This window comes from Mycobacterium sp. (assembly GCF_036488105.1).
Taxonomy (GTDB): Bacteria; Actinomycetota; Actinomycetes; order Mycobacteriales; family Mycobacteriaceae; genus Mycobacterium.
Window position 1 is genome coordinate 1 of sequence record NZ_DASXHW010000380.1, and the last position, 12,504, is coordinate 12,504.

General features: G+C 64.1%; 11 protein-coding genes. 9 read left to right on the forward strand and 2 right to left on the reverse strand.

Annotation, left to right across the window (positions count from 1 at the left end; genetic code table 11):
• Nucleotides 1-1,272: non-homologous end-joining DNA ligase (gene ligD / locus VGH54_RS19970; RefSeq protein ID WP_331513810.1), on the reverse strand; the 1,272-nt coding region annotated here is incomplete at its 3' end.
• Between the two features lie 135 nt (nucleotides 1,273-1,407).
• On the opposite strand from ligD, the gene VGH54_RS19975 reads away from it, so the two are divergent.
• From VGH54_RS19975 to VGH54_RS20000, 6 genes are all read left to right on the forward strand, one after another.
• On the forward strand, nucleotides 1,408-2,928 hold the full coding sequence (locus tag VGH54_RS19975; protein WP_331513811.1) for a mannitol dehydrogenase family protein: 1,521 nt from the start codon (nucleotides 1,408-1,410) through the stop codon (nucleotides 2,926-2,928).
• Nucleotides 2,925-3,776, forward strand: coding sequence for an HAD-IA family hydrolase (locus VGH54_RS19980; protein WP_331513812.1), 852 nt, complete (start codon nucleotides 2,925-2,927; stop codon nucleotides 3,774-3,776). The genes VGH54_RS19975 and VGH54_RS19980 overlap by 4 nt, the downstream gene beginning before the upstream one ends.
• A gap of 63 nt (nucleotides 3,777-3,839) precedes the next feature.
• Complete coding sequence (locus tag VGH54_RS19985) at nucleotides 3,840-5,249, forward strand: mannitol dehydrogenase family protein (RefSeq protein WP_414688754.1); 1,410 nt, start codon at nucleotides 3,840-3,842, stop codon at nucleotides 5,247-5,249.
• Nucleotides 5,246-6,172, forward strand: a complete 927-nt coding sequence (locus VGH54_RS19990) for a carbohydrate kinase (protein ID WP_331513813.1) — start codon at nucleotides 5,246-5,248, stop codon at nucleotides 6,170-6,172. Before VGH54_RS19985 ends, VGH54_RS19990 begins: the two co-directional genes overlap by 4 nt.
• Before the next feature lie 37 nt (nucleotides 6,173-6,209).
• Nucleotides 6,210-7,133, forward strand: a complete 924-nt coding sequence (locus VGH54_RS19995; RefSeq protein ID WP_331513814.1) for a Ku protein — start codon at nucleotides 6,210-6,212, stop codon at nucleotides 7,131-7,133.
• Between the two features lie 96 nt (nucleotides 7,134-7,229).
• Nucleotides 7,230-7,475 carry a hypothetical protein gene (locus VGH54_RS20000; protein WP_331513815.1) on the forward strand — a complete coding sequence of 82 codons (246 nt, stop codon included), beginning with the start codon at nucleotides 7,230-7,232 and terminating at the stop codon, nucleotides 7,473-7,475.
• 41 nt (nucleotides 7,476-7,516) lie between these two features.
• On the opposite strand, the gene VGH54_RS20005 is transcribed toward VGH54_RS20000, so the two are convergent.
• Complete coding sequence (locus VGH54_RS20005) at nucleotides 7,517-8,962, reverse strand: HNH endonuclease signature motif containing protein (protein WP_331513816.1); 1,446 nt, start codon at nucleotides 8,960-8,962, stop codon at nucleotides 7,517-7,519.
• 394 nt (nucleotides 8,963-9,356) lie between these two features.
• Between VGH54_RS20005 and VGH54_RS20010 the strand changes: the two genes are divergently transcribed.
• The 3 genes from VGH54_RS20010 (at nucleotide 9,357) to VGH54_RS20020 (ending at nucleotide 12,456) form a co-directional block, all read left to right on the forward strand.
• The gene (locus VGH54_RS20010) at nucleotides 9,357-10,091 is read left to right on the forward strand and encodes a DUF427 domain-containing protein (RefSeq protein WP_331513843.1); all 735 of its coding nucleotides are present in this window, start codon (nucleotides 9,357-9,359) and stop codon (nucleotides 10,089-10,091) included.
• A gap of 494 nt (nucleotides 10,092-10,585) precedes the next feature.
• Nucleotides 10,586-11,377, forward strand: a complete 792-nt coding sequence (locus VGH54_RS20015) for an SDR family oxidoreductase (protein ID WP_331513817.1) — start codon at nucleotides 10,586-10,588, stop codon at nucleotides 11,375-11,377.
• 2 nt (nucleotides 11,378-11,379) lie between these two features.
• Entirely contained in the window at nucleotides 11,380-12,456 is a 1,077-nt protein-coding gene (locus VGH54_RS20020; protein ID WP_331513818.1) for a diacylglycerol kinase, read from the forward strand.
• The last annotated feature ends 48 nt before the right edge of the window (nucleotides 12,457-12,504 follow it).

Here is a 12,504-nt window from a genome sequence, read left to right on the forward strand (position 1 = left end):
TGAGATTCGTTGGCCATGCAGCGTGACGATGACCTCACCCTTCGCACCGTCGTCGCGAAACTTCTCGGTGTCGTAGGTGCCGGAGTCCCAGATGATCACCTTGCCGCCGCCGTACTCCCCCTTCGGAATCGTGCCTTCGAAGCCGCCGTACTCCAGTGGATGGTCTTCGGTGTGGACCGCCAAGTGATTGACCGCGGTGGTCTCGGGCAGATTCTTCGGCACGGCCCACGACACCAGCACGCCGTCGCGCTCGAGCCGGAAGTCGTAGTGCAGCCGGCGGGCGTGATGCTCCTGGATCACGAAGGTATTGCCCTGGCCGGCAGCCGGTTTGGTACTGGGTACCGGCTCGGGTGTTCTCGCCGCGTCGCGCATGCTGCGGTATTTGGTCAGCCGATCGGGGGTCCGCACGTCGGCGTCCAACGGCGCCAGCAGATCTCCGTCACGCTCAACCCGCTTGAGCACTTCGTCGTAGCGAAGCTGGCGCAGCTTCTTGTCGTCGAGTTCCTCCCAGCTGCGAGGCGCCGCGACGGTCGGATACTCCCGTCCCCGCAGCGAATACGGCGCGATGGTGGTCTTCGAGCCGCTGTTCTGGCTCCAGTCCACGAACACCTTGCCGGCCCGCAGGCTCTTGGTCATCGTGGCGGTGACCAACTTGGGCATCGATGTTTCCAGTTGCTGGGCAACGCGTTTGGCCAGCACCACCGCACCCCGGCTGCTCACCGGTTTGTCCAGCGGACTGTAGAGGTGCAGGCCCTTACTTCCGCTGGTCAGCGGAAACGTGGTCAGTCCGATGTCGGCGATCAGATCTCGGACGGCACGAGCCACCTCGGCGAGCTGAGCCATCGTGACACCCTCACCGGGGTCGAGGTCAAACACCAGGCGGGTCGCCGGGCCCGGCTTGAGTTGCTCGCCTTTACGCGTCCATTCGGCGGCGAAACGCCATTGCGGCACATGCACTTCCAACGCGGCTTGTTGGGCGATCCAAGCCAAACCGTCGACGCTGTCGATGATCGGGTAGGTCGTCGTGCCGGATCGATGTGTGATGCTGGCGCGCGGCAACCACTCGGGCGCAGAAGCGGCGAGCTGCTTTTCGAAAAACGAGGACTGCTCCACTCCGTTGGGCCATCGCTTACGGGTGGCCGCCCGCCCGGCGATGTGCGGCACCATCACTTCGGAAACACGGACGTAATAATCGAAGATGTCGGCTTTGGTGGTTCCGGTGGCCGGATACAACACCTTGTCGGCGTTGGTCAACTTCACCCGCGGCGCCATGGTGTCAACCTACGCCGCCGGTTAACACGTCTCACCACCTCTTATGTTCAGCCTCTGCGGCATTCGTGATCAGGGTCACCGTGACGGAACCCACTGACGCGTTTAAGCAGGCCTGACCTGTGGGCACGGACGGGGATGCGAAAAGTAATTCCATGGCGGCCAAGCGCCGGAGTTCCGCTCAGTAACGACACCCTTCGACTACATTCCCAGCGAATCCACGTGCCAAAATACAATCGATCAACCCTGCAACGCGGTGTCGTCCACATCGGTGCGGGCAACTTTCACCGGGCGCATCAAGCCGTCTACTTCGATGACCTTGCCTGCTCGGGCATTTCCAAACAGTGGGGGCTCACGGGCGTCAGCCTGCGCTCCCGCGACGTCAAAGACGTGTTGTCGGCTCAGGACGGGCTGTACACCGTCGTGGAGCGCGGCCACGAAGGCGAGACGGCCCGGGTGGTCGGCTCGATCGGCTCTGTCCACTACGCACCGAACGACGGCGTGGCCGTCCGTGCCGCGCTGGCCGACCCCCGCACCCGCATCGTCAGCCTGACCATCACGGGCAATGGGTACTTCCTCGACCCGGTCACCCGCGAATTCGACGCCAGACACCCCGATGTGCGGGCTGACCTGATCAACTCGGGCGGCTATGTGACCGCGTGGGGGTACCTGACCGAGGCGCTGGATTTGCGTCGTCGCGCCGGCACCGCACCGTTCACCGTGATGTGCTGCGACAACATCCCCGACAACACTGCCGCGGCCCGGACCGCGCTGGTGTCGTTTGCCGCGTTGAAGGATCCCGGGCTGGCCCGTTGGATCGATGCCTATGTCGCGTTCCCGTCGACCATGGTGGACCGCATCACCCCGCAGACGTCGGCGTCGGAGCGGGAATTCGTTCAGCAGGAATTCGGGATTGCCGACAAGTGGCCGGTGCTCACCGAGCCGTATTGCCAGTGGGTCATCGAGGACAGCTTCAGCGACGGTCGCCCGCCGCTGGACGAAGTCGGCGTCCAGTTCGTTGCCGATGTCAGTGACCACAAGTTGGTAAAGACCCGTCTGCTCAACGGAACTCATATTGCGATGTCATGTCTGGCCATGCTGGCCGGCTACCAGCGCACCGACGAGGCGATGGGTGACGAGGTCGTCTTCGATTACGTTGAGCAGCTCATGCGCGACGAGATCCAGCCGCTGTTGCCCGCGGTACCCGGGATGAACACTCCCGAATATCGCAGCACGCTGCTCTCGCGGCTCAGCAATCCCCAGATGAGCGACCAGTTGTCCCGACTGGCACGCCGGGGATCGGAGAAGATCGCGTCGTTCTTGCTGCCGTCTCTGCGTGAGGCGATCGAGCAGCACCGACCGCACACCCTGCTGATGGTCGCCCTCGCCGGGTGGGCCAGGTACCTGCGCGGTTACGACCTCAAGGGCGCCACAATCCGCGTCGACGACCCGCAGAAAGAACTGCTGACGAAGCTGGTGACCATGGACGGTAACGACCCTGGTCCGCTGCTGCGGCACGAGATCTTCGCCGAACTTCGGATGATCCCTGGATTTGAGGAGCGGCTACGCGAGATGATTACCGACATCGACGAGCACGGTGTGATACCCGCGCTGCGCCACGCGCTGCGGGACGACGCGCGGGAGCTGATGGTGTCATGAATCAGCCCCTCGAGTTTGTGCGCCCATTCGACCCTGCGCTCATCACCACGTTGCTGTTGGACGCCGACGACAACCTCTTCCCCTCCGAGGCACCGGCATTCGACGCCTCGGCCGAGGTGACCACTCGCTTCCTGGCCAGGTTCGACGTCTCGGCGCCGCTGAGCGGCGATGAGTTGCGTAAGAAGGCCGTCGGCAAGAACTTTCGCAGCACCGCCACTGACCTGGCCGTGCTGAGCGGAGTTCCGTTCGAGAAGGCGCTCGCCGATGGGCGCCCCGACGCTGTGCTGGCCTCAGACCGCGACGTGGCCAGCGGTCGCGCGTTGACAGCCGATGAGCTCGAGCAATGGGTGCGTCAAGAGCGCGAGCGGGTCACCGCACATCTGGCCGTCACGCTGAAGCCGGATCCGGAGGTGCTTGAGCCGTTGCAGGCGCTGGCATCTCGGTACGCGATGGCAGCGGTCAGCTCCAGCGCTCTCGCGCGACTCAAGGCCTCGTTCACCGCGGCCGGCCTCGATCCGCTGATCCCGGTGGAACTGCGCTTCAGCGCCGAAGATTCGCTGCCGGTGCCGACGAGCAAGCCCGACCCGGCGGTCTACATGCATGCCGGCCGGGTGCTCGGGGTCGAGGCTCACCAGGGTCTGGCCGTGGAGGACTCAGTGCCCGGTGTCAAATCGGCGGTTGCGGCCGGCTACCTCACCGTCGGAAACGTGATGTTCGTGCCGCCTGACGAACGACGCCATCGCACTGCGGAATTAATCGATGCCGGTGCGGTCGCGATCACCGATTCGTGGCGCGCTCTGGCCGACGCCCTGATGTTGTCGACAGTTACGGGTGGAGGTTCCCGCTGACATAGGCATCGTCACTCACGCACTGATGATTCGGGCCTCGACCCGGAAGGAGTTGTGCAAATCGTGCCTAACGCAATTGATCTCAATAACTCAACGCTGAAAAGCCTGCCGATCGACGCGCCGAAATATGACCGCGGCAGCGTCAGCGTCGGGATCGCGCACATCGGAGCCGGCCACTTTCACCGGGCGCATCAGGCCGCATACATCAACCTGCTGCTGCAGCACGGCCTGGCGCACGAGTGGGGAATCTGCGGTGTGGGGGTGATGCCATCCGACTGGACCATGCGCGACGTCCTGAACGATCAGGACGGGCTATACACGCTGATCCTGGAAAACCCTGACGGCAGCCGGGATGCACAGGTGATCGGCTCGATCATCGACTATCGTTACGCGCCCGATGATCCGGAGTCAGCGCTGGAGGTGCTTGGTGCGCGGGCCACCCGAATCATTTCGCTGACAATCACCGAAGGCGGATACCGCGATCCCGACGGCCCCGCGTTTTCGTTGATCAGTGAAGCGCTCGCCAGGCGTCGCGAGCGCGGTATCCCCGCACCGACGATCGTGTCGTGCGACAACATCGAGAACAACGGCGAGGTCGCGGGCCGTGCCGTGCTTGCCAATGCCGAACGCCGGGATCCAGGGCTTGCCGAATGGGTGGCCCAACACGTCCGGTTTCCGAATTCGATGGTCGACCGCATCACCCCGGCAACGACTTTGGAGATGGCCGCGGAAGTACGGCGCGACTTCGGTGTGAACGACCGGTGGCCGGTGGTGGCCGAGCCGTTCAGCGCCTGGGTTCTCGAAGACCACTTTTCCGATGGCAGGCCACCATTGGAGAAGGCAGGCGTGCTGGTGGTCGACGATGTCCGCCCGTACGAGCTGATGAAACTGCGGCTGCTGAACGCTGGACATCAGTGCCTGTGCTACTTCGCCCACCTGTGCGGCTTCGAATTCGTCCATGATGCCGCGCAGGATCCGCTGTTCGCCGAATACCTGCTCTCCTACTTCGACACCGAGGCCATCCCCACGCTTCCAACGGTGCCCGGGATCGACCTGCACGAGTACGGCCGCACGCTGATCGAGCGGTTCGCCAATCCAGCCGTGCGCGATACCGTCGCGCGGTTATGCGCCTACTCATCGGACCGGATCCCGAAATGGCTGTTCCCCGTGATCTCCGACAACCTGGCCGGCGACGGGCCGGTTCGGCTGGCGGCAGCAGCGGTGGCCAGCTGGGCCCGCTATGCCGAGGGCGTCGACGAGTGGGGCGAGCCGTTCGAGGTGCTCGACCAACTGGCGGACTCGCTGGTTCCGATTGCCCGGTCGCAGCACGAAAATCCCAATGCTTTCATCGAGATCACCGCGGTGTTCGGCGACCTGTCCCATCAGCCACGGTTCGTCGAGGCATACCGCTGGGCGCTGGATTCGTTGCACCGCAAGGGCGCTCGCGCGACACTCGAGGCATTGGTGCGATGAGTCGCGGGCTGGTGATCGGCGAGTCGCTGATCGACATCGTGCGGGACGGCCGAGAGGTCACCGGTGAGCACATCGGCGGCAGCCCGCTCAACGTCGCGGTCGGATTGGCCCGGCTGGGCCGCGACATCGATTTTCTCACCCACATCGCCGACGATCCGTATGGCCGGCGCATCGCCGAGTACATCAATGCCGCAGGGGCGCACCTTGTTTCGGGGAGCCAGAACGCCGATCGGACCACTACCGCGCGACTGACCTTCGACGCAAACGGGTCGGCCGACTACGTGTTCGACCTGGACTGGCAGCTTTCCGGTACACCGATGGTCGCCCCACCGCTTTTCGTGCACACCGGATCGATTGCCGCGGTGCAGGACCCCGGGTGTCTGGCCGTCGCGGCTCTGGTGGACACCTACCGGGTGTCGGCCACCGTCACCTTCGATCCCAACGTGCGGCCGTCGCTGATCGCCGACCGTGACCTGGCTGTCGCACGCATCGAGCGTCTCGTCGAGCGCAGCGACATCGTGAAGGTCAGCGAAGAGGACCTGCGCTGGATCGACCCCGACCGGTCGCCGGACGAGATCGCGCAGACCTGGCAGTCGCTGGGCCCGGTGATCGTGGTGGTGACAATGGCCGACCAGGGAGCGGCGGCGGTGTGCGCGGGCGGTGAAGTGCGGGTGTCGGCCCGACCCGTGCAGGTGGTCGACACCGTGGGCGCCGGTGACGCCTTCATGGTCGGCCTGATCGACGCGCTCTGGGAGCAAGGGCTGTTGGGTGCCGGTCAACGCGCCTCGCTCGCCGGAATAGACCTGGATGCGCTGACCGACGCGCTGGAGGCGGCCAGCGGCGTTTCGGCGCTGACTGTCACTCGCGCCGGTGCTGACCTGCCGGATCGGGATGCACTGGCGGACGCCGCGCGGCAGCGTTAGCCGCATAACCGCCCAGCAGTGTGGGCATACTGGCACTATGCGTTCGATCTGGAAGGGCTCGATCTCTTTCGGGCTGGTCAACGTCCCGGTCAAGGTGTACAGCGCCACCGAGGACCACGACATCAAGTTCCACCAGGTGCATGCCAAGGACAACGGCCGCATCCGGTACAAGCGCGTGTGCGAGGTAGACGGCGAAGTCGTCGAGTACCGCGACATCGCACGCGCCTACGAATCCGACGACGGTCGGATGGTGATCATCACCGACGACGACATCGCGACATTGCCCGAGGAGCGCAGCCGCGAAATCGAAGTCCTGGAGTTCGTCCCGGCCAGCGAGCTCGACCCGATGATGTACGACCGCAGCTATTTCCTCGAGCCTGATGGCAAATCGACGAAATCCTATATGCTGCTGGCGAAGACGCTAGCCGAGACCGACCGGGTAGCGATCGTGCATTTCGCGTTGCGCAACAAGACTCGGCTTGCGGCGTTGCGGGTCAAGGACTTCAGCAAGCGCGAGGTCATGGTGATCCACACGCTGCTGTGGCCCGACGAGATCCGCGACCCCGACTTTCCGGTGCTGGACAAGAAGGTCGAAGTCAAACCCGCGGAGCTCAAGATGGCCGGACAAGTGGTCGAATCGATGGCCGACGATTTCAATCCCGATCGCTATCACGACGACTATCAGGCGCAGCTGCAGGAGTTGGTGGAAGCCAAACTCGAAGGCGGAGAAGCTTTTACTACCGAAGAGCAGCCCAAGGAACTCGACGAGACCGAAGACGTCTCGGATCTGCTGGCCAAGTTGGAGGCCAGCGTCAAGGCGCGCTCGGGCGACAGCACGGCGCCGGCCAAGAAGACGCCGGCCAAAAAGACGGCCGCCAAGAAGGCTCCGGCGAAGAAGGCGGCTGCGAAAAAGACGCCCGCCAAAAAGACTCCCGCTAAAAAGGCCGCCGCGAAGTCCTGATTCCCGAGCCGCCAAACTCGGTCCGGGAACAGGTGCCCGCGGGTATTGTTCGAGTGCAGTGCGGCGGATCCAGGCCGCGTGCAGGAAGAGCTCGATATGGGTCGCATCCATACAGCAGCGGGACTCGAGGTCGCGGCCTCCGCCGCGATGTACGGCTTGATCGGCGCCGCGCCGGTCGCCCACGCTGATCCGCCGATTTGCGGCAGCCCGGACAGGCCATGCGCCGGCCCGAGCCCACTGACCCCAGAACAGCAGTGCGCGCTGACCGCATATCGCATGATGATGCCTTGCAACTGGCTGGGACAGCAGGTACCCCAGGGGACCCCGGGAAGCTGGGGCTAGAACGGGACCTGTTGGCGAGCCGACACAAAGATTACTTCTGACTAGAACGGCGGCGGTTCATCGTCGGGCGTCGCGTGCGCGTAACGGACGGCGCGTTGCCGGGTCAGCCTGTCATCGCGATTGAGGTTGCGCTCGGCGGTAATTCGCTGTGATCGTTGCTGAGCCCGAGTGCGCCGTCGCGTCGGCATCATGACCGTGCGCTCACCGCAGCGGATGTCGGACGGTGGCGGGACCTCGGGCACGTCGCCGGTGGGCGCGGTAAGCGCCGGAAACAGGATCGCGCTTCCTGGACTCGTCACGTAAATGTGCCCCGACGGCAGCGTCCAGATCACCGTACCGTCGGCCAGCTGTTTGTCTCGCCAGCCCCAGAAGGTCTTGAGCAAATGGTGTTTTCGGCATAGTGACTTCAAGTTGGATGGGTGCGTGAGTCCACCGTCGGCGTAAGGGACGGTGTGGTCGATGTCGCAGTGCATTGCCGGCTCGTCACATCCCGGGGCCCGGCAGGTCAGATCCCGGCATCGCACATAATCGGCCAGTTTCGCAGACGGCGTGTACCGCGGTTCCGCGGCAGCCGGAAAGGCCAACGGCCGCAACGTCGCCGACTTGGCCAGCTCAGCGATCACCTGCGCCGGGATCAGCTCGTCCACCCCGGCCATGAAGCCTGGCGCAGATCCCGTGCCGTCAACGCTTGCCTGCTCGGCTACCACGTGAATGACCACATTGCGGTCACGCATCCGGCCACGGGCTTCAATGCAATCCGAATCTCCGCAGGTGCACGCCATCCGGTCGTCACCCGCAATCAATGCGGTCAGCGCGTCGGCGCGTCGCTGCGCCTTGGATCGCGGATCGGCCTCACACACCGTGCCCGCCAACTCGTCCAGTCGGCGATCCAACGCGCGGGCAGTGCTGGCGAACACGTTGCCGTAGACCTCGGCGATGCCCGACATCGACTGTGACACATTGAGGTAGCGGTCTTTGACCTCTTTGTTGGTTCGGCGAATCGCATCTCGATCGACCTGCAGAACAATGGCGTCGACCCGCATCGCGAGCCTGCCGCGCGTCAACGACGGCCAGCGCGGGGCCCGCAATGCGAGCTGCTCGTCGACGGCGGCCAGCGCCTTGTCGTCGGTGATCAGCGCGGTGCGAGTGGCGATGACATTGAACATCGCGTAGTTGATGTCACCGGCGGCCAAACTCTCCCCGACGTTGGGCAGCCGCTCGCGCATCACCTCCGCATCGCTCATGTACCTCGAGGCCAAGGCACGGCTAATCCGAAGGGCGGCGGCCAGCTCGGCGGAGATCGCATCCCACAAGTCGGCGACCCACTCCGCGCGCTCGCCATATTGGCGGTAACGCAGTTGCATCAGATCCGCGATCACATTCAGTCGCCGTCCTGTGGCTTGCGCTTCCGTCCGCGCAGCGTCGCGGGCCTGCTCGATCAATGCAGCCGACTCGCTCGTCGCTGGCAGCTCCAGGTAGTCGAACATACGTTCGATTGTAACAGGATCCACTGACTAACACTTTTGGCATGGTCGCAACTTGTGGTCGTTGCGGCTGTGGCTGAAAGGGTCGCAGGTATGTCTCGATCGCGAAGGACGAAGGTTGACTCAAGGCAGGCGGGGTCGGACAACCCACCGACGATGATCGTCCTACCCCGCCAGCGCTGCGCATAGCGGCAGCCTTTCCCCTCTTGGCCCTGAAAAGTAAGCGCGGCCGCTAGTCATATCCTTAACGTCTGCCTCGTCGCCAATTCGGCGCCGGAGCTGTGAACACCGACAGCTATCCGGATCGGGAGATCTACCCATGAATGAGTCCGCCAAAGCCCAGACCGGAAGACGGCCGATCCCCGAGTCACAAAATCCTGACCGGGACTATCCCCAGATGGTGAGCGAACGCGGCCTCATTGAGCCAGCCCCACGGCGAGTACGAGGCTACGTCGACGGGACACTCGTATTCGACACGACCCGTGCGCATTACGTGTGGGAGGTCGCCTACTACCCGCAGTATTACATCCCCATGGGTGACGTTCGCATGGAACATCTGCACGACGAAAACCACGTCCAGGAACTGCAACTCGGCTCCTCACGGCTCTTTTCGTTGAGGTCACCCGAACAGACACGCAAGTCGGCTGCTCGACTGTACGACTCCGGTCCGGTCGCAGGCAGCGTCCGGTTCGAGTGGGACGCACTCGAGTGGTTTGAGGAGGACGCGCCGATCATCGGACACCCGCGCAGCCCCTACGTCCGTGTCGACGCGCTGCGTTCACACCGGCACATCAGGGTCGAACTCGATGGGGTGGTATTGGCCGAGACACACAGCCCGGTGCTGCTTTTCGAGACAGGACTGCCGACCCGGTACTACATCGACCGCACCGACGTCGTATTCGAACGCATGGAAACCACCAGCACCCAGACTGTGTGCCCGTACAAAGGAATCACGTCGCAGTACTGGGCGATCAGAATCGGCGACGCAATGTATCCCGATCTCGCCTGGACCTATGACTATCCGCTGCGCGAGGTCGCCCCGATCGCGGGGATGATCGCGTTCTACAACGAGAAGCTCGATATTTTCGTCGACGACACCCGGTTGAGCCGGCCTTCCACCCATTTCAAATAGCCACGGGATCGACGCTTTGCTCACTCACCTATGTTCGGGATGATCGGCATAGTCGGCCATGGAATCGTGCCCGGCGGACACTGAAACCATTGAAACTGCGGGAGGACACAAGCCTTTCCTTCCTTAACATGGTCGCCGCTGGTGCCGTAGTCATGGCAGACGGAAGTGTCCCAAGCCGGGTGAATGGGGACTGGCTTCAGGTTGCCGCTCGCGTCTGGTGCAACTCCCATGATCGGAGGGTCTCCAGGACACCAGTAAAACGGTCTGGCGTCGGCGGTACCTGTGGCCAGCCCCAAACCGGCGACCGCGCCGGCCGAGAGTAGTCCCCCGGCAATGAGCTTCTTCAAGCTCCCAACCTTGTGCATAGCTGCGTCCCTTCTCGTCGATCTTCCGAAAATTAGGCGCGGCCGCTAGTCAGATTCTTAACGGAAAAACTAGAACGTGTTTCAGAAATGGGGTTCCGCGGCCGCTGGCGCCTTGTTACGGTGACGCGCGTGATCCTCGACAAATTCAGACTCGACGACCAAGTCGCCATCGTCACCGGTGGCGGCCGTGGTCTTGGCGCAGCCATCGCGCTGGCGTTCGCCGACGTCGGCGCCGACGTCGTCATCGCCTCCCGCACCCAATCCGAACTAGAGGCCGTCGCTGAAAAGGTCCGCGCGGCGGGCCGGCGCGCCCATATCGTCACCGCCGACCTGGCCCAGCCCGAGGTCACCGCGGAGCTGGCCGGCCAGGCCGTCGAGGCGTTCGGGCGGCTGGACATCGTCGTCAACAACGTCGGCGGCACCATGCCCAACGGGCTGCTGACCACCTCGACGAAAGATCTCAAGAGCGCGTTCACCTTCAACGTCGCCACCGCCCACGCGTTGACCATCGCCGCCGCGCCGCTGATGCTCGAGCACTCCGGCGGCGGCAGCATCATCAACATCACCTCGACGATGGGTCGGGTGGCCGGCCGCGGGTTCGCCGCCTACGGCACCGCCAAAGCCGCACTGGCCCACTACACCCGGCTGGCTGCGCTGGACCTGTGCCCGCGGATTCGGGTGAACGCCATCGCACCGGGATCGATCGCCACGTCCGCGCTGGACATCGTCGCCTCCAACGACGAATTGCGCGAGCCAATGGAAAAGATGACACCGATGCGCCGGCTCGGCGAGCCCGATGAGATCGCTGCCGCCGCAGTGTATTTGGCTTCGCCAGCGGGTGCCTACCTGACCGGCAAGGTGATCGAGGTCGACGGCGGCATCACCTTTCCCAACCTCGACCTACCGATCCCGGATCTGTGACAATGGCTATTCGAGTCGCCGCAATCGGCACCGGAAATGTCGGCCTCCACGCATTGCGGGCACTGATCACCAATCCGGACTACGAGCTCACCGGTGTGTGGGTGTCGTCGGATTCCAAAGCCGGCAAAGACGCCGGACAGCTTGCCGGCCTTGATGTCTCGACCGGTATCACCGCATCCACCGACCTGGACGCGGTGCTGGCCACCGGCCCGCAGTGTGCGGTCTACACCGCGATGGCCGACAACCGGCTGCCCGATGCGCTCGACGATTACCGGCGCATCCTGGCCGCCGGGGTGAATGTCGTCGGCAGTAGTGCGGTGTTCCTGCAGTACCCGTGGCAGGTTCTTCCCAACGAGCTGCTGGCCCCGATCGAAGATGCTGCGCGGGAAGGTAATTCGAGCCTGTTCGTCAACGGCATCGACCCGGGCTTCGCCAACGACCTGCTTCCGCTGGCGCTGGCCGGAACGTGTCAGAGCGTCCAGCAGATCCGCTGCATGGAGATCGTCGACTACGCCACCTACGACAGCGCCACCGTCATGTTCGACGTGATGGGATTCGGCAAGCCCCTCGACGACATCCCCCTGCTGCTGCAACCGGGCGTGCTGAGTCTCGCGTGGGGATCGGTGGTGCGCCAACTCGCCGCGGGCCTGGGGGTCGAACTCGACCAGGTCACCGAACGACACGAGCGGGTCCCGGCGCCCGAGGACTTCGACATCACCTCGGGACACATCCCGAAGGGCAGTGCCGCGGCGCTGCGATTCGAGGTGCACGGACTGGTCGACGGCAAGCCCGCGGTCGTCCTCGAACACGTCACCCGGTTGCGCGAAGACCTGTGCCCCGCCTGGCCGCAGCCGGCCCAGCCCGGTGGCTGCTACCGGATTGAGATCACCGGCGAACCGTCCTACGCCATCGACGTTTGCCTGAGCAGTCCGAACGGCGATCACAATCACGCGGGTCTGGTGGCGACGGCGATGCGCGTCGTCAACGCCATCCCCGCCGTCGTTGCCGCTCCCGCCGGAATCCGCACAACGCTGGACCTGCCGCTGATCACCGGCCGCGGCCTCTACTCGGCCGGCTAGAGGTTTCGGTTAACCTAACTTTCTTATTCGTACATAGAAAGTGAGTTA